The sequence below is a fragment of the Gluconacetobacter azotocaptans genome (genome assembly GCF_014174355.1).
Classification (GTDB): domain Bacteria; phylum Pseudomonadota; class Alphaproteobacteria; order Acetobacterales; family Acetobacteraceae; genus Gluconacetobacter; species Gluconacetobacter azotocaptans.
In genome coordinates this window covers 273,834-290,142 of record NZ_JABEQF010000001.1, presented here as the reverse complement: position 1 = coordinate 290,142, position 16,309 = coordinate 273,834, and the positions used below count along the sequence as shown (strand labels likewise).

Below are 16,309 nucleotides of genomic sequence, written 5' to 3'. Positions count from 1 at the left end.
GCCGCCCTCAGCCCCCCGCTGCCACGCGAACCGGCAGGCCGCAGGCCCGGCGCGCCGCGTTCAGGATTTCCATATGCGTGCCGCAGCGGCACAGATTGTACCGCAGCGCATCGCGGATCTCCGCCTCGGTCGGGGCCGGGTTGGCGTTCAGCAGCGCCCGCACGGTCATGACCATGCCGTTCAGGCAATAGCCGCACTGCACCGCCTGTTCGGTAATGAAGGCATCCTGCACCGGGTCGGGCACGCCGTCCACGACCAGCCCTTCCAGGGTCGTGATGGGCCAGTGACGGGCAACATCGACCGGCACGCTGCACGAACGCGCGGCCCGCCCCGCGATCAGCACCGTGCAGGCCCCGCATTCGCCCAGGCCGCAGCCGTATTTGGGTCCGTTCAGCCCCAGGTCATTGCGCAGCACGTACAATAACGGCGTGCCGGGATCGACCTGCACGGCGTGCCGCGTCCCGTTGACCATGATCTCGACCGCGCCGTCCGCCATGCCTGCCCTCCCCGGCCCGCGCCGTCAGCCCCGCAGGTCGACGCCGTAGATGTCGTAACCGTAGACCCAGAACGGATCCTCGTCGGCGCGCAGCCAGGTGTTGGCGTTGGAGACCTGCTGCACCCGCGACGCGCGTTCGATACGATGGGTGCGATAGGCCTCGAACGTGCCCCCCAGATCGGCAGTGCCCAGTTCCGACAGGCAGCGGGTCAGCATTGCCGCGTCCTCGATCGCCATCGCCGCGCCCTGCGCCATGTGCGGCTTCATCGGATGGCAGGCGTCGCCCAGCAGGACGACGCGCCCCCGGTGCCACAACGGCAGCGGATGGCGGGTGAACAGCGGCCATTTGGTGATGGTGTCGGCGGCCTCGATATAGGCCTGCACCAGCGGGTGATAACCCTTGAAGGACGCCTGCATCTCGTCGCGCGTGCTGGGCACCCAGGCCACGCCGCGCGGCCAGCTTTCCGCCGGCTCGCCGGTCACGAAGTAGAATTCGCTTCGGTCCTTGTCGAGGAAATACGCCATCATATGGCGATCCTCGGACCACCATTTCACGCAGGGTTCGACATCCAGTCCCGACAGCTTCGACGCCGGGATGATCGCCCGATGCCCCACCCACCCGGTGAACAGCGGATCTTCCACGCCCAGCAGTTTCTCGCGCACGCGCGAATTCAACCCGTCGGCGCCCACCACGATATCGACCGTGTCGGTCGATCCGTCCTCGAACGACAGGACGACGCCGGCCGCCGTTTCCTCCAGATCCACCAGCTTCTTGCCGAAACGGATCCGGGCGGGATCGACCGCGCCGATCATGATTTCATGCACGTCGCCGCGATGGATGGTGATGTAGGTGGCGGCATAGCGATCGTGCTGGGCGTTCAGCGGAATGCGCGACAGGTAGGCGCCGTCATCCCAGTTCCGGCTGAACCAGTAATCGGGATGGCACGAGACCTCCTCGATCTTCTGCTCCAGCCCCAGGCGCCGCATGATCTTCATCACGTTCGGCCCGAACTGGATCCCGGCCCCGAGGCGCGAGAAGGACGGCGCCTGCTCATACAGCGTGACGTCGAACTCCGCGCGCTGCAGCAGGCCGGCCGCCGCCGTCCCGCCAAGCCCTGCCCCGATGATCCCGATCCGCAACGCTTCAGCCATTGTTCCACATCCTGTTCACATTCGAGCCGCAGGGCCGATGCCCCGATTCATTTACAGTGTATACGCGATATTTCGGTCCGGCAAGAAATTTGGTGCCTCGGGCCTCGCGTCACGCCATGGGGCGTTTCCCGCCGCGATCGACCACCGACCGGGGGATCAGGAACAGGCTCAGCGCCGCACACCCCATTGCCAGGGCGAAGATATCCAGCGCCAGGTCGGGGCTGTGGGTGCGTTCGATGGTCCAGCCGATCAGGGCCGTGGCGAAAAAGCCCGCCAGGTTGGCGAAGGAACAGGCGATCGCAAGCCCCGCCGCGGCGGCCGGCCCTGTCAGGAAATTGGCGGGAATGCACCAGAAGGGCGGCAGCGCGCCGAGGATCGCCCCGTTGGCCAGTGCGATCAGCGTCACCGACAGCACCAGGCTGCCGTCCGCCAGCGTGCTGCAGGCCAGCAGCACCGCCCCCGCCACGATCGGCAGCACGATATGCAGCCGGCGTTCGCCCGACCGGTCGGAATGCCATCCATTCAAAATCATGCAGCAGACCGCGACCAGGTGCGGGATGGTCGTGATCCAGCCGATGGTCATCGGATCGTGCACTCCGTGCCCTTTCAGGAACGAGGGAAACCAGAACGCCACCGTATACAGGCCAAGCAGCACCGACCCGTCGATCAGCCCCAGGTGCCAGACCCGGATGTCGCGAAAGGCCGCCCACAGGTGCGAGACCGCATGATCGTCGTGCGCCTCGCGCAACCGGCCACGCAGGAACTGCCGCTCGGCCCCGCTCAGCCAGGCCGATCGCTCGATGCTGTCGGGCAGGAACAGCAAGGCCCACACGCCCAGCAGTATGGGCGGCAGGGCCTCGATCGCGAACAGCCAGCGCCAGCCGGCGATCCCGCCCACGCCCGAGACATGCGCCATGATAAAGCCCGACAGCGGCGCCCCCAGCACGCTGGACAGCGGAATGCCGACCATGAACAGCGCCGTGACCCGCGCGCGGCGATCCGGCGGGAACCATTGGCTGAGATAGAGCAGCGCGCCGGGCATGAACCCGGCCTCGGCGATGCCCAGCAGCAGGCGCAGCACGTAGAAGGACATCGGCGTGTGGACCATGCACATGGCCCCGGACAGCAGGCCCCAGGTCAACATGATGCGGGCCAGCCAGAAGCGCGCGCCCACACGTTGCAGGACGACGTTGCTCGGTACCTCGCACAGCACGTAGCCGATGAAGAACAGGCCGGCCCCCAGGCCGTACGCGGCCTCGCCCAGCCCCAGGTCGGACGCCATCCGCAGCTTGGCGAAGCCGACATTCACCCGGTCGACATAGGCCGCGAGGAAGCCCAGGCACAGGAAAGGCGCGATCCGCCAGGCGACCCGCCGATACAGCGCGGCGACAGGGTCGCCCGCCACGCCGCCTCGCGAGAAATCGCCATCAAGATCGAGGGAGAGATCGGAACCCGTCATATACGCGCACCCGGCCGTTCGAGATCATTCCGATATAGCGTACACATTATTTGTCGTGCCGACTAGACATTTCGATTGGAAATCGTTCCCGATAACCAATGGCACCTTACCGGATTTTTGCATGAACAGACCAAGTCACGTATGGTCCCCACGACACGGCCAGGACGGAAAGAGGCATCATGACGGCGGCGACCAGGAGCACGAACTCAGGCAGGTCGTCCAAACCCGCGCCCCCCGCCGCCTACGATCTGTCCGCCCAGATCGGCCATCTGCTGCGCCGCGCCTATCAGCGGCATACCGCGCTCTTCCAGGAAACGATTCCCGACGACAGGCTGACCGCCGTGCAGTTCGCCGTGCTGGTGGCCATCCGCGACGAACAACCCGCCCCGCTGATCCATATCGGCCGCACCACGGCCATCGATCACGCGACGCTGCGGGGCATCGTGGCGCGCCTGAAGGAACGGCAGCTGGTGGATATCCACAACGACACCGCCGACCGGCGGCAGCGCATCGTGTCGCTGACCCCGCAGGGCGAGGAACTGGTCCGCACCCATATCCCCGAGGCCCTGCACATCACGGAACTGACCCTGGCGCCGCTGAACGAGTGCGAACGGGTCGCGGCGATGCATATCCTGCGCAAACTCGCCGGGATCTGAATTTTTCTGCGGCGGCAGGCTTCAAAGGAAGGTCGGCTCTGCCCGAACCCGGCAAGGGCCGAGGCCCTTGCATCCCATTCGTCAGGGCTACGCCCTTTGGTGGGTTCGGACAAAGCCCGGCCTGTGGGCCGGTCGGCGGCGCGGGTCAGTCGACCCGCTGCACCCAGCCGTGCGGGTCGGGAAGCTGGCCGCGCTGGATGCCGATCAGGGCGGCGCGCAGGCTTTCCGTCACCGGGTCGGCGCCGTTGCCGCTGCCGATCACGATTTCGCCCCTCTTGCCGCGCAGCCGGCCGACCGGCGTCACCACCGCCGCCGTCCCGCAGGCGAAGACTTCCTTCAGTCGGCCGCTGGCCGCATCGGCATAGCACTGGTCGATGCTGTACGGTTCCTCGCGCACCGCAAGGCCGCGATCACGCGCCAGCGTCAGGATCGCGTCGCGGGTGATGCCCGGCAGGATGGTCCCGCCCAGCGGCGGCGTCACCAGCGACCCGTCGTCCATCACGAAGAAGATGTTCATGCCGCCCATCTCCTCCACCCAGCGATGTTCGACGGCATCCAGGAACACCACCTGGTCGCAGCCCTGGGCCTTGGCCTCGCGCTGCGCCAGCAGGCTGGCGGCATAATTGCCGCCGCACTTGGCCGCCCCGGTGCCTCCGGGGGCCGCGCGGGTATAGTCCTCGGACACCCAGACCGACACCGCGCCGCCGCTGAAATACGACCCGACCGGCGAGGCGATGACGATGAACAGATATTCCGACGACGGCTTCACGCCCAGGAACGCCTCGTTCGCGATCATGAACGGACGCAGGTACAGGCTGGCATTCTCGCCTTCGGGGATCCAGTCGCGATCGACGCGCACCAGTTGGCGCACCGCCTCCAGGAACAGGGCGTCGGGCACCGGGGCCATCGCCATGCGTTCGGCCGACTGGTGGAAACGGCGTGCATTGGCGTCGGGGCGGAACATGACCACGCCGCCATCGGCGGCACGGTAGGCCTTCATTCCCTCGAAGATTTCCTGCGCATAATGCAGCACGGCAGCGGCGGGATCGAGCGGGATCGGCGCCCGGGCCTCGATGGTGGGGTTATGCCAGCCCTGGCCTTCCTTGTATCGGACGACCGCCATGTGATCGGTGAAGACCCGGCCGAATCCCGGATCGGCCAGCAGCGCGGCGCGCTGCGCGGCCGGAACCGGCGCGGGATGCGGAGAAAGCGTGAAACGAAAATTGTCGGCGCTATCCATGATCTTGCTCTTTCACCACCACATCGGCGCGATCCTCTGCGCGCCGGCCCATGACAGGCATGGCGCACGCCCATCGGACAGGCCGCGCCGATCGGCCAGAGTCCCCAGATCGCGCCGCGCGTCAAGCCCGCCAGCCCCCTGAACGGGGCAGGGCTGACCGCCGGCGTCAGCGCAGCGGAAAGCCCAGCGCCGCCAGCGCGTCGCGCAGCCGGTCGCGGCCGCTGAGCGATTCCGGCCCGGCCACCCGGCGGACCATGGCGTCGGACCAGGCGCGCGGCGCCAGCCCCTGTTCGCGCTGGAACGCGGCGTCGTACTGGTCGTAAGCCGCGATGCCCGCGGCCTCGTCCGCCATGCCGTAGCGTTCGCGATGCAGGACCACCGATTGCGGCAGGCGCGGCTTGATCGTGGCCGGCCGGTCGGAATCGGGATGACCGACGCACATGCCGAACACGGCCATCGTCCGCTCCGGCAGTTCCAGTTCCCGCGCCACCTGTTCGGGATGGTTGCGCAACCCGCCGATATAGACGATCCCCAGCCCCTGCGATTCGAAGGTCGCAGCCGCGTTCTGGGCCGCCAGGGCCGCGTCCACGACACCTACGACGAATATTTCCAGGTAATCCAGCCCGTCGGTGGTGTGGGCGCGGGCCGCCCCCAGTCGCGACAGGCGCGACAGGTCCACCAGCCAGGCCAGGAACAGGGGCGCCTGCACGATATGCGCCTGCCCGCCGGCCAGGGCCGCCAGGCGGGCGCGCCGGGCCGGGTCCTCGACCGCCACCACGCTCCAGGCCTGAAGGTTGGAGGAGGTCGAGGCCGATTGCGCAGCCGCCACCGCGGCCTCCAACGCCCCGTCGGGCAGCGGGTCGGGACGGTAGGCGCGGACCGAGCGATGCGACAGCAGATGGCGCAGCACGTCGTCGCCGGACCATCCGCCGGCCGGCGGCGCGGTCCGGTAGCGCTCTCTCCACAGCTCGGCGATCACATCGTCGGTCATGCCGGGTTCAGACGTATTCGCGCATCGTGAAAAGGCGCGTGTCCAGATAGGCTTCCAGCGCCTCGGTGCCCCCTTCCGACCCGTATCCCGAATCGCCGATCCCGCCGAACGGGACTTCCGGGAAGGCCAGGCCCAGATGGTTGACGGTCAGCATGCCGGTGCGCACCTCGTCGCGCAGCCGCGCCGCCGTGCGGCCCGACCCGGTAAAGGCATAGGCGGCCAGCCCGTACGGCAGCCGGTTCGCCTCGGTCACCACCTGGTCCAGCGTGTCGAACGGGCACATCAGCGCCACCGGGCCGAACGGCTCCTCGTTCATGATCCGCATTTCGCCCGTCAGGCCGGACAGCACTGTCGGCGCGAAGAAATAGCCCGAATTGCCGACACGATGGCCGCCGGTGACGATTTCCGCCCCCTTGGCGGTGGCGTCGGCGATCAGCGATTCCATCGCGTCGATGCGCCGGACGTTTGCCATCGGCCCCATGGTGGTGCCGGGCTCCAGCCCATCACCGACCTTATGGGCGGCGGCCAGCGCCGCGAACCGTTCGACGAAGCGGCCGAAGACCGGACGTTCGACCAGGAAGCGCGTCGGCGAGACGCAGACCTGCCCGGCATTGCGGAACTTGGCCGCCGCCAGGGTGGTCGCCGCCTGGTCGACATCGGCATCGGCGCAGACGATCGCCGGACCGTGGCCGCCCAGTTCCATGGTCGCACGCTTCATGTGCGACCCCGCCAGCGCCGCCAGCATCTTGCCCACCGCGGTCGACCCGGTGAACGTCACCTTGCGGATGGCCGGATGGGCGATCAGCGTTTCCGAAATCTCGGACGGGGTGCCGTAGACCAGGCCGATCACCCCCGGCGGGACGCCGGCGTCGGCGAAGGCGCGGATCAGTTCGGCCGGCGAGCCCGGCGTTTCCTCGGCCGCCTTGACGATAATCGAACAGCCGGTCGCCAGAGCCGCGCCGACCTTGCGCACGACCTGGTTGACCGGGAAATTCCACGGCGAGAACGCGGCAACCGGGCCGACCGGCGTGCGGATCACCGCCTGGGTCACGCCCGTGGCGCGCGACGGGACCAGGCGGCCATAGGTGCGGCGGCCTTCCTCGGCCAGCCAGTCGATGGTGTCGGCGGCCGCCAGAAGTTCGACCCGCGCCTCGCCCAGCGGCTTGCCCTGCTCCATGGTCATGATCGGGGCGATGGTGCCGACGCGCGCGCGCAACAGGGTCGCGGCCTCACGCATGATCTTGTAGCGATCGAACACCGACATGCGGCTCCAGACCGCGAAACCACGCTCGGCCGCCACCACCGCCGCCGCCAGTTCCGGCTGGCCGGCGTGGGCCACCCGCCCGATCACCTGTTCGGTCGCAGGGTTCACCACGTCGATGAAGCGGTTGTCCCCCGATGCTGTCCACTGTCCGTCGATGAACAGGAGGGTATCCGGATAGTGGGGCACGACGGGCTCTCCATAACTGCGAGTGAAAAGGCAGGCTGCCGGCTCGCGGGCCGGGGGCGAAACCCTGCCCGAACCGCCCGCCCGGGTCAAAGCCTCTGAACGCGGCCTGCCTCACGGGAACGATACTGGATTTTAAAAGACGACCGGTCCAATAAATCGTCATGTCCGACGACCCGCCCTGCCTCGTCGCGCCTCCCCATTCCCGCCGGCGCGGCCGGCCGCCGCGCGCGCCGGGCGACGGCGACGACGTGCGCGACCTGCTGATCCGCACCGGCATCGCGTTGCTTACCGAAAAGGGATATGTGGCCACCGGCCTGGACGAGATCCTGCGGATCGCCAGGGTGCCCAAGGGGTCGTTCTACCATTATTTCGACAGCAAGGAATCGTTCGGCCTGCGGCTGATCGACGGCTACGCCGCCTATTTCGACCGGCGGCTGGAACGGTTCCTGTGCGACGATGCCCGCGCGCCGCTCGATCGGCTGTACGCGATGATCGACGATGCCTGTGCCGGCATGGCCCGGCATGCCTACCGGCGGGGCTGCCTGGTCGGCAATCTGGGCCAGGAAATGGGGGCGTTGCCGGAATCGTTCCGACAGCGCCTGCACGACATCCTGCTGGGCTGGCAGGACCGCACGGCGCACTGCCTGCACCTGGCCCGCGACGCCGGGGACATCGCCCCCCGATCGTCCTGCGCCGACCTCGCCGCCTTTTTCTGGATCGGGTGGGAAGGCGCGGTGCTGCGCGCGAAGCTGGAACGCAGCCCCGTCCCGCTGCGTCTGTTCCAGAGGGTTTTCATCGCGGGCCTGCACGTGCCGGCGGGCGTGGCCCGAACACGATCTGCTTCAGGAGAATGACCATGTTCAGGGCGATCCTGATCGAGAAGAACGCCGACGGCTATCACGCGGCGCTGCGCTCGCTCGAACCCGCGCGCCTGCCCGATTGCGACGTCAGGGTGCGGGTCGAATATTCCTCGCTCAACTACAAGGACGCTCTGGCGATCACCGGCCGCGGGCCGGTCGTCCGCAGCTTCCCGATGGTGCCGGGCATCGACCTGGCGGGGGTCGTCACCGAATCCGGCCACCCCGACTATCGCGCCGGCGATCGCGTGGTGCTGAACGGCTGGGGCGTGGGCGAAAGCCATTGGGGCGGCCTGGCCCAGATGGCGGCCGTGCGGGGCGACTGGCTGGTGCCGCTTCCCGCTGCATTCACGACGCGGCAGGCCATGGCCATCGGAACAGCCGGCTATACGGCCATGTTGTGCGTCATGGCGCTGGAACGCCATGGCATCAGCCCCGCGTCGGGGGACGTCGTCGTGACCGGAGCCTCGGGCGGCGTCGGTGGCGTCGCCGTCTCGCTGCTGTCGCGCCTGGGCTATCGCGTCGTGGCGGTCACCGGCCGGCCGGAGGAAGAGAGCTACCTGCGGTCGCTGGGCGCCGCCGAGATCGTGGACCGCGACAGCCTGTCGCATCCCGGCCGCCCGCTGGAACGGGCGCGCTGGGCCGGGGCGGTGGACGTCGTGGGGGGGCAGATCCTGGCCAGCGTCTGCGCGGCGATGCAGTACCGGGGCGTCGTCACCGCCTGCGGTCTGGCGGGCGGCATGGCGTTTCCCGCCACCGTCGCACCCTTCATCCTGCGCGGCGTGACCCTGGTGGGCGTGGACAGCGTGATGTGCCCGCGCGCCGAGCGGGTGGAAGCGTGGCGGCGCCTGGCCCAGGACCTCAATCCCACCGAACTGGAGACGATGACGCAGGAGATCGCCCTGTCGGACGTCATCCCCGCCGCCCGCGACCTTCTGGAAGGCCGGATACGCGGACGGATCGTCGTCGCCCTGTAACCGCCGCCCGATCGGCCCCCGCAATCGGGGCATGCGGCGGGGGCTTGCATAACCCGCGCCCCTTGCCAAATAGGGGTGTTCAGGCGCTGTAAGAGGAATATTATCATTCCGCCTATAAAGCGTAATACTGCGTTATCCACCGCGGTCTGAGCGTGTGGAACGACAGGAACGAGACCGGGACCATGTCAGAACCCAGCAAGCAGGACGTTGCCGCACCCATCTGTTCGCCCACGACCCAGGTGGACGGCCTGCGGCCGGCACGGGGGCTGGTGCGCGCCGTCGTGATCGGAGTGGGCCTGTGGATCCTGATCATCCTCGGGTTTGTCATATTCTGACATCAACCAGACAAACGCACCGCCGGGGCGGCGCGTTCCGGACGGACGGCAATTTAGACATTAAAATATGATTTCTATCGCTCCGGCGCCAGTTCCGGGGCGATACGCCCGCGTATCAGCCCCCCTTCATCTTCCGCCGGGAAGGGCACCGTCGCTGACGTGGCGAAGGTCCGCTGGTCACGCACCCCGCCATTTACGCGGACCCATACCCGTATGCGGGCGATCGCGGCGATCACCAGCGCCATCATCAGGTAGAAATCCGGAGCCCCGATGGTGGGGCCGGACACACAGGCCGAGACCAGCCGCCCGGCCAGCGCCGCCAGGCCGCCGTCAATGACCAGGCTTTCGGGACACGGCGGGACCAGACGCCGCGCGGTCATGGATTCGCGCACCAGGCGCCAGTCGAAGATCAGCAACCCGATCACTCCCACGACGCCGATCGCCGACAGCAGGCCGGGGATCAGGCTGGACGCACGGGTGCTGCCCCACCCCGCCCCCAGCCCATAGGTCTGCGGCACCACGGCCAGGGCATCGGCATCGGCCTGCGACCGCTCCTGATAGGATTGGGAATCGCGCTTGCTCTCGGTCGATTCCAGCACGAACTTGGCGGCCGGCGCGAACTGCGGGGCAACGGTCACAAGGACCAGCAGCCCGCACCCCGCCGCCGCCGCGCCGATCACGGCAAAGCGAACGAAACGTCCCGCCAGCCGGATGGATCCGGTGGCCATGGCCGCCGCGGGAAGCAGCAGCACGCCCACTGCCATCGTGACGAAGCCCGTGGTGGACGTCGTGCACAGAAGCGCGATGAATGCGGACGGGATCAGCAGGCGCGCCATCGGCACGCGATATCCCTGCAGCACGATCCACAGGGTCGAATACACGATCCCCGCCAGATAGGTCGAACAGGCCGAAGGTTCGGTGAACGAGCCATTGATGCGGGGAACCGAGCCCGCCATCTGCTCGGCCAGGATGGCCCATCCGGGATTGGAATACAGCAGCGTTTCCGGGAACGGCACGCCCGCCAGGCGATGCGCCAGCTGCCAGAAGCAGATCACGCAGACCACCCAGCCGCTGAAAAGATAGGCGCGATACAGCTTGTCGATGCGGATATCCCCACGGGTCAGGAACCCTGCCGCCGTCACCATCAGCACGACATTGACCAGCAGGTACATATCCTGGGACACATTGCCGAAACTGGGCGCCAGCAGCACCTGATGGCCCACGGCATCGTTTCTCTGCGGCCAGACCAGGACGCTGTTCATGAACAGCCGAGGCATCACGATCGATCCCATGACCGTCCAGGCGGCCGTCAGCACGAACGGCAGGCAGAGCCACCATGCGATCTGGTCACCGGGATAGCGTACCCCCAGCATGCGCTGCAGCAGCACGTACGAGATAAAGGCGAATGCCGGCACCAGAGACGGCTGCACCCCCAGCCCGCCCAGGACAAGCGCCGCGGCCGCAGGAAAGACGCCGGCCACCATCAGGACCTGCAGCAGGATATAGGGCCGCATCCACAATAACAGGCACAGCGGGAAAAGAATCAGACCGGCGAAAGGAACAGCCATGGTGGTGGCCTCCGATCAAGAAAAAGGCCCCAGGAAAAAGGGACAGGGTTACACCATGGTCAATCGCCGTCCCGGGCCGCCGGTTGCGTCCGGGCGGAACGGGAGTTATCCGACAGGACCTGCTCCACCAGCCCGCGCATCGAATCGCGAAATGCCTCCTCCGAAAAGCGCAACGCGTTCGCCCGGCACAATTCCGGCGTCATCAGGGGCGCCAGCACCGTGAACCGTTCCACCGCATCGACAATGGCGTCCGACGTCTGGCAGTCGAACAAAAGGCCCGTCGGGCCGCCGGCGTCCCCCACGCCGCGCACGATGTCCAGCGCGCCTCCGCGCCCGAACGCGATCAGCGGCGTGCCGCAGGCCTGGGCTTCGACCATCGCGATCCCGAAATCCTCTTCCGCCGCGAAGACGAACGCGCGCGCGCCCTGCATCAGCGCCAGCAACGCGTCATGCGGCACCTTGCCGCGCATCGTGATGTTCGGCGCACCCGACGCCAGGGCCGCGATGCGATCGCGCTCGGGGCCGTCGCCCACCACGATCAACGTGCGGTGCGGCATCCGCCGGAAGGCCTCGACCACCAGATCGACGCGCTTGTACGGTACAAGACGGGACACCACCACATAGGCTTCACGCGGGCCCTGCGTCACCTGAAAGCGCGTGATGTCGACCGGAGGATAGACGACGGCGGCCTCGCGCCGGTACACCTTGCTGATACGGCGGCGAATGTAGTGGGAATTGGCGACGAACATGTCGACGCCGCTGGCCGATCGCACGTCCCAGTTCCGCAGCCGATGCAACAGCCAGCGCGCGAACAGGCCCTTCAGGCCGCGCTCCATTCCCCCCTGCCGCAGATAGGCGGCCTGCATGTCCCAGGCATAGCGCATGGGCGAGTGGACATAGCTGACATGGATCTGGTCCGGGCCGGTAATAACCCCCTTGGCCACGGCGTGGTTGCTGGAAATGATCAGGTCGAAGCCCGAAAGGTCGAGCTGTTCCACCGCGATGGGCATCAGGCCGATGTAGTTTCGGAACAGCTTCCGCGCGAACGGCAACCGCTGGATGAAGGTGGTCGTGACCCTGCGCCCCGCGAGCATGCCCCGTTCGGACGCCGGCATGAAATCGACGATGGCAAACAGTTCCGCTTGCGGAAAAACAAGCAGAAGCTGCTCGACCACCCGTTCGGATCCGGCAAAATGTTCGAGCCATTCATGAACGATCGCCACCTTTATGACAGGCGCGACGCTTGGGTCAGGCTGCATGAGCGTCACGATATACCCCCATGTCACGTCCGATCAGGTGGCTTTGCGGTAGCGGTCAGAAATGGCGTTCGTAAATCTTGATGACGTCGCCCGGCTTGACATACTCCTGCGGCGCCAGGCGCCCCACGACTGTATGGTTGCCTTCCTGACGCACGACATAGGCCCGTTGTTCCAGCGCGCGATAGGTAAATCCGCCCGCTGCGGCGACCGCGGTCAGCATCGTCATGAAGGGCTGGTAGGGATACTGGCCGGGACGCGCCACCTCACCCAGAAGCGAAACCAGCCTGTACGACGTTACCTCGACCGACACATGGGGTTCGCGCACCATGCGCGCTTTTTGCAGCGCCGACACGATTTCGGCCGCGAACTGGGCCGTCGTCAGCCCTTCGGCCTGCAGGCCGCCGGTCAGGGGAAAGGCGATTTTGCCGTTGCTGTCGACCCGGAAGTCCGAGGTCAGCTGATCCTGTCCATAGGTGATGACCCTGATCTCGTCATCGACGCCCAGTTTGTACTGATTGGGATCGTAGGGCGTCAGCGGCTGAAGATCGGCGCCAGCCGAGCACCCGGCCAGGATCGCCGCCATGCCGAAAAGGGCAGTCTGGGCGGCGAAGCGGGGGCGCATGAAACAGGTCGTCGGCATTCTTCGTATGCTCCCGTTATGAGGGCTAGAGCGAGAAGCGCAAACCAAGCATGAAGGTATGGTCGGGGACGTGTCCCGTCCCCACCGTGCTCTGGCTGGAGAAGTTGTAATTGAACGTCCAACTGATATGGCGGTTCATCAGCCATTGCGCCCCGGCGCCGATCGAATAGACAGCCTGGCTGGCCCCCACCTGGGTCAGGATGGTATTGTTCAGGGCCTGGGGCGTCTGGGAATAGCTCGCTTGCTGATAGCCGGCCTGCGCGACCAGCACGATATTGCGGCTATAGGCATGGCGCACCCCGATCTGGGCGGACGTATAGGTAAAGCCCACAATATTCTCGAAAGCGCTGTCCTCGATCCCATGGCGAACCGTCAGCGTCGCCATCGTCAACCGCGTCGGGTTCCATCCCAGCTCTGCCTCGGCCATCGGGGCCGAAAGGTTGCCGAACAGGGCCGAACGGTACCGCCGGGTCTGATATCCAATCAGCGCGCGGAAACGGATCGGACCGGACAGGCCCAGATCCACGCCCACCATTCCCGACGCACCGTTCGAATCGCGTGTCGGAAGCCCCGGACTGCTGTCCAGATACCGGATCTCGGTTCCCAGCAGCACAACCAGGATCTGCTGGCCCGCGGCCAGGTCATACCGCCCCGTAACGCCCTCGGTAATTACTGCCCGATTGCGGTAGCTCTGGTCGATTTCCATCTCGGTCGGAACGATCCGGTTGAAATGATACCGGCTGAGCTGGGCTTCGGGGATGAAGCTGAAACGGCCATGGGTCGTGGCGGTATAGCTGAGCCTGACGTTATCAAACTGGTACGGCACCGGCTGGCTCAGCCCGAGGGCGCCAAGGTCCACCGGCGTCTGGACAAGCGACAGATGGGTGTATGCCAGGCCCAGCCTGTCGTGGCCGAAATCGTGAATACCCCCCGCCGCGACCGTCCAGTTGGTGCGGTTCTGGATCGACTGGGAGATAAAACGATAATCGTCGACATTCAGGTTGACGTGAACCTGGTCGCGCTGCCATTGGGCCACGGCCGACGCCGCGCCGCTGGTGATAAGGGTGGCGCTGCCGCGCCCGTTCGCCAGGCGATTGACATTGTTGTCATAGCCAACGTTTTCGCCGCCGCTGGCATCGAAACGGACAGGCCCGTAGCGCAGGCCCTGCGGGGCATAATGTTCAAGCGTCTGCACCTGCTGCGCCTCGGTCGCCAGGTCGCCGAAACCCGACCCCAGGGGAGGGAAATAAGCATCAATTATCTGGGCGGATGCGACATCCGGCAGAAACAAAGGGGCAATGACGATCAGACCCAGACTGACAGGTAAGGTTGTTCGCACCGGAGGCCTTGCAATGTGTCGGTTTATTGATTTCCAGAATTGTCGTTTTTTATTGGAAACGCCGTTTCTATGTAGAGAAACTGCACCCCGTTTTGCCAGCTTTATTTGCAATCCCCCCGCCCCCTGCTGTCATCACATTATCGTGTTTTCTCGTCGGCCAAGTCTTTAAATTTTATTACGAATTGCCGTGAAACTTTAACGAATACCCTGCGTATAGCCCGTTCGGATCACCCGGCCTATATTGACCACGGCGGACATTTTAAACAACGCCAATAAATACGCTTCAGTTCTATTATATTGTGTAATTTTCTGTTTTTTCTCCGTTTTTTTTGGAAATTTCTATACTATTTTCATATTTCAATACGGGGATGTATTATGTCCATGCAGACTTCCAGCATAGTCATTGGAATGCCGAATGCGGCCGCCCGGACAGAAGGCAGCACTATTCCTGCCACCGACGCCCCTCAACCGCTGCTTCCATCGCATGCCCCGTCTTTTCGTTATTTGTCGGTATACGCGCTAATGCTTGGCGACGTGATGGCGTTTTCCATCGCGGCCGCCACCAGCCACCTGATATCCGCATGGCATGTGGTGCCGCACGACCCTCTGATCGAGTCCCGGGGACTCTGGCTGTCCATCTTCATGTTCGTGGGCTTGATCGCTTATTTTTCAAAGAAGGGCCATTACCGCGACCGCCTTCCCTTCCTCAGCGAGGTACCGCAGGTCATCGCGGGGGCCGGCGCCGTGCTGGTGGCGACGTCGGGGATCTGGTTCCTGCTGTGGCCGACGGCTCCGGCCCTGCCGCTGATCGAACAGTGGACGCTGTTTTCCATCCTGGCCATTTCATTCCGGCAGGCCGCCAAAAATATCCTGCATTTCTTCGGGATCTGGCAATTGCCCGTTCTGCTGGTCGGAAATCCCGACACATGCGCCCGCACCGTCGAAGCCTTTTCCAGCGAGCGCCTGCCCGGTCTGCGCTCGGTCGGCTGCGTGTCGTCCGATACGCTGCTGCGCGTGGCGCCGGCCCATCTGGCGCGTGTCCTGCTGACCCGTTACGGCGCGGCGCGGCTGGTTCTGGCGGTCGACGCCAACGACGACATGGGGCGCGCGGTCATTTCCCGCGTCACGCGCGGACGGGTTCCGTTCTCGCTGGTGCCGCAGATGGACGGCGTTCCCCTCGATCATGAACGTCTGTGCTATTTCAGCTACGACACCATGATGCTGACGTTCCGCAGCAGCCTGGACCAGCCCTTCCATCGGGCGACGAAAATCGCCTTCGACGTCACCGTGGCATCCATCCTCCTGCTGCTGACGCTGCCGCTTTTCGTCATACTCTACGTGCTGGTCCGGCTCGACGGAGGATCGGCGACGTTCGGGCATCTTCGCGTGGGCCGGAACGGGCACACCTTCCGGTGTCTCAAATTCCGCTCGATGGCGCAGAATGCCGACCATATCCTGGCGGACCTTCTGGCGCGGGACCCCCAGGCGGCGGCGGAATGGGCGGCGTCGCGCAAGCTGACGAACGATCCACGGATCACGGCGATCGGTCATTTCCTGCGCAAGACCAGCCTGGACGAACTGCCGCAGCTTCTGAACGTTCTGCGCCTGGAAATGAGTCTGGTCGGCCCCCGGCCCATCGTCGAAGCCGAGCAGGACCATTACGGTGACGACATAGAATACTATCAGGCGATCCGCCCCGGCATCACCGGCCTGTGGCAGGTCAGCGGCCGCAGCGACACGTCCTATCCCCGACGGGTGCAGCTGGACAACTGGTATGTCCGGAACTGGAGCCTGTGGAACGACGTCGTCATCCTGGCCAAGACCGTGCCCGCCGTCCTGTTCCAAAGCGGCGCGCGCTAGCCGCCGTTGACATTCCCTTTTGCCCCGATG

The 16,309-nt window shown here is 65.8% G+C and carries 15 protein-coding genes; 5 read left to right on the top strand and 10 right to left on the bottom strand.

What is annotated here, in order from left to right; all coding sequences use genetic code 11:
* Positions 1-7: 7 nt before the first annotated feature.
* From HLH34_RS01345 to HLH34_RS01335, 3 genes are all read right to left on the bottom strand, one after another.
* Entirely contained in the window at positions 8-496 is a 489-nt protein-coding gene (locus HLH34_RS01345) for a (2Fe-2S)-binding protein (RefSeq protein WP_183117781.1), read from the bottom strand.
* Between the two features lie 24 nt (positions 497-520).
* Positions 521-1,648: an FAD-dependent oxidoreductase gene (locus HLH34_RS01340; RefSeq protein ID WP_183117780.1), complete on the bottom strand. Its 1,128-nt coding sequence runs from the start codon at positions 1,646-1,648 to the stop codon at positions 521-523.
* 109 nt (positions 1,649-1,757) lie between these two features.
* Positions 1,758-3,107 carry an MFS transporter gene (locus tag HLH34_RS01335; RefSeq protein ID WP_183117779.1) on the bottom strand — a complete coding sequence of 450 codons (1,350 nt, stop codon included), beginning with the start codon at positions 3,105-3,107 and terminating at the stop codon, positions 1,758-1,760.
* Positions 3,108-3,286: 179 nt separating this feature from the next.
* Here HLH34_RS01335 and HLH34_RS01330 point away from each other — a divergent pair, with 179 nt between their 5' ends.
* Complete coding sequence (locus tag HLH34_RS01330; RefSeq protein ID WP_183117778.1) at positions 3,287-3,763, top strand: MarR family winged helix-turn-helix transcriptional regulator; 477 nt, start codon at positions 3,287-3,289, stop codon at positions 3,761-3,763.
* 145 nt (positions 3,764-3,908) lie between these two features.
* Here HLH34_RS01330 and HLH34_RS01325 read toward each other — a convergent pair whose 3' ends face one another.
* The 3 genes from HLH34_RS01325 to HLH34_RS01315 all read right to left on the bottom strand — a co-directional run bounded on the left by HLH34_RS01325 (position 3,909) and on the right by HLH34_RS01315 (position 7,444).
* Positions 3,909-5,003 carry a branched-chain amino acid aminotransferase gene (locus tag HLH34_RS01325; protein ID WP_183117777.1) on the bottom strand — a complete coding sequence of 365 codons (1,095 nt, stop codon included), beginning with the start codon at positions 5,001-5,003 and terminating at the stop codon, positions 3,909-3,911.
* Between the two features lie 166 nt (positions 5,004-5,169).
* Positions 5,170-5,994: a nitroreductase family protein gene (locus HLH34_RS01320; protein ID WP_183117776.1), complete on the bottom strand. Its 825-nt coding sequence runs from the start codon at positions 5,992-5,994 to the stop codon at positions 5,170-5,172.
* Positions 5,995-6,001: 7 nt separating this feature from the next.
* The gene (locus tag HLH34_RS01315) at positions 6,002-7,444 is read right to left on the bottom strand and encodes an NAD-dependent succinate-semialdehyde dehydrogenase (RefSeq protein WP_183117775.1); all 1,443 of its coding nucleotides are present in this window, start codon (positions 7,442-7,444) and stop codon (positions 6,002-6,004) included.
* A gap of 161 nt (positions 7,445-7,605) precedes the next feature.
* Here HLH34_RS01315 and acuR point away from each other — a divergent pair, with 161 nt between their 5' ends.
* The 3 genes from acuR (at position 7,606) to HLH34_RS01300 (ending at position 9,613) form a co-directional block, all read left to right on the top strand.
* On the top strand, positions 7,606-8,298 hold the full coding sequence (gene acuR, locus HLH34_RS01310) for an acrylate utilization transcriptional regulator AcuR (protein ID WP_183117774.1): 693 nt from the start codon (positions 7,606-7,608) through the stop codon (positions 8,296-8,298).
* Positions 8,299-8,300: 2 nt separating this feature from the next.
* Entirely contained in the window at positions 8,301-9,278 is a 978-nt protein-coding gene (gene acuI, locus HLH34_RS01305) for an acrylyl-CoA reductase (NADPH) (RefSeq protein WP_183117954.1), read from the top strand.
* A gap of 182 nt (positions 9,279-9,460) precedes the next feature.
* Positions 9,461-9,613 (top strand): hypothetical protein, encoded by a 153-nt coding sequence (locus tag HLH34_RS01300; RefSeq protein ID WP_183117773.1) that lies wholly within the window; start codon positions 9,461-9,463, stop codon positions 9,611-9,613.
* 74 nt (positions 9,614-9,687) lie between these two features.
* Here the strand turns inward: HLH34_RS01300 and HLH34_RS01295 are convergent, their stop codons facing one another.
* The 4 genes from HLH34_RS01295 to HLH34_RS01280 form a co-directional block, all read right to left on the bottom strand.
* On the bottom strand, positions 9,688-11,181 hold the full coding sequence (locus HLH34_RS01295; protein WP_240161318.1) for a hypothetical protein: 1,494 nt from the start codon (positions 11,179-11,181) through the stop codon (positions 9,688-9,690).
* A 59-nt stretch (positions 11,182-11,240) separates the two neighbouring features.
* Positions 11,241-12,404 carry a glycosyltransferase gene (locus HLH34_RS01290; RefSeq protein ID WP_264784515.1) on the bottom strand — a complete coding sequence of 388 codons (1,164 nt, stop codon included), beginning with the start codon at positions 12,402-12,404 and terminating at the stop codon, positions 11,241-11,243.
* 91 nt (positions 12,405-12,495) lie between these two features.
* The gene (locus HLH34_RS01285) at positions 12,496-13,080 is read right to left on the bottom strand and encodes a polysaccharide biosynthesis/export family protein (RefSeq protein ID WP_183117771.1); all 585 of its coding nucleotides are present in this window, start codon (positions 13,078-13,080) and stop codon (positions 12,496-12,498) included.
* Positions 13,081-13,105: 25 nt separating this feature from the next.
* Positions 13,106-14,371 (bottom strand): outer membrane beta-barrel protein, encoded by a 1,266-nt coding sequence (locus HLH34_RS01280; protein ID WP_240161348.1) that lies wholly within the window; start codon positions 14,369-14,371, stop codon positions 13,106-13,108.
* A 570-nt stretch (positions 14,372-14,941) separates the two neighbouring features.
* On the opposite strand from HLH34_RS01280, the gene wbaP reads away from it, so the two are divergent.
* Positions 14,942-16,279, top strand: coding sequence for an undecaprenyl-phosphate galactose phosphotransferase WbaP (wbaP, locus tag HLH34_RS19275; protein ID WP_244959540.1), 1,338 nt, complete (start codon positions 14,942-14,944; stop codon positions 16,277-16,279).
* Positions 16,280-16,309 lie beyond the last annotated feature (30 nt).

Bases quoted from the DNA above. Each gene is read 5' to 3' on its own strand.
- HLH34_RS01295 (WP_240161318.1), bottom strand. From the start codon at position 11,181: ATGGCTGTTCCTTTCGCCGGTCTGATTCTTTTCCCGCTGTGCCTGTTA.
- HLH34_RS01285 (WP_183117771.1), bottom strand. From the start codon at position 13,080: ATGCCGACGACCTGTTTCATGCGCCCCCGCTTCGCCGCCCAGACTGCC.
- HLH34_RS01345 (WP_183117781.1), bottom strand. From the start codon at position 496: ATGGCGGACGGCGCGGTCGAGATCATGGTCAACGGGACGCGGCACGCC.
- HLH34_RS01320 (WP_183117776.1), bottom strand. From the start codon at position 5,994: ATGACCGACGATGTGATCGCCGAGCTGTGGAGAGAGCGCTACCGGACC.
- acuI (WP_183117954.1), top strand. From the start codon at position 8,301: ATGTTCAGGGCGATCCTGATCGAGAAGAACGCCGACGGCTATCACGCG.
- HLH34_RS01335 (WP_183117779.1), bottom strand. From the start codon at position 3,107: ATGACGGGTTCCGATCTCTCCCTCGATCTTGATGGCGATTTCTCGCGA.
- wbaP (WP_244959540.1), top strand. From the start codon at position 14,942: ATGCTTGGCGACGTGATGGCGTTTTCCATCGCGGCCGCCACCAGCCAC.
- HLH34_RS01325 (WP_183117777.1), bottom strand. From the start codon at position 5,003: ATGGATAGCGCCGACAATTTTCGTTTCACGCTTTCTCCGCATCCCGCG.
- HLH34_RS01340 (WP_183117780.1), bottom strand. From the start codon at position 1,648: ATGGCTGAAGCGTTGCGGATCGGGATCATCGGGGCAGGGCTTGGCGGG.
- HLH34_RS01330 (WP_183117778.1), top strand. From the start codon at position 3,287: ATGACGGCGGCGACCAGGAGCACGAACTCAGGCAGGTCGTCCAAACCC.
- acuR (WP_183117774.1), top strand. From the start codon at position 7,606: ATGTCCGACGACCCGCCCTGCCTCGTCGCGCCTCCCCATTCCCGCCGG.
- HLH34_RS01300 (WP_183117773.1), top strand. From the start codon at position 9,461: ATGTCAGAACCCAGCAAGCAGGACGTTGCCGCACCCATCTGTTCGCCC.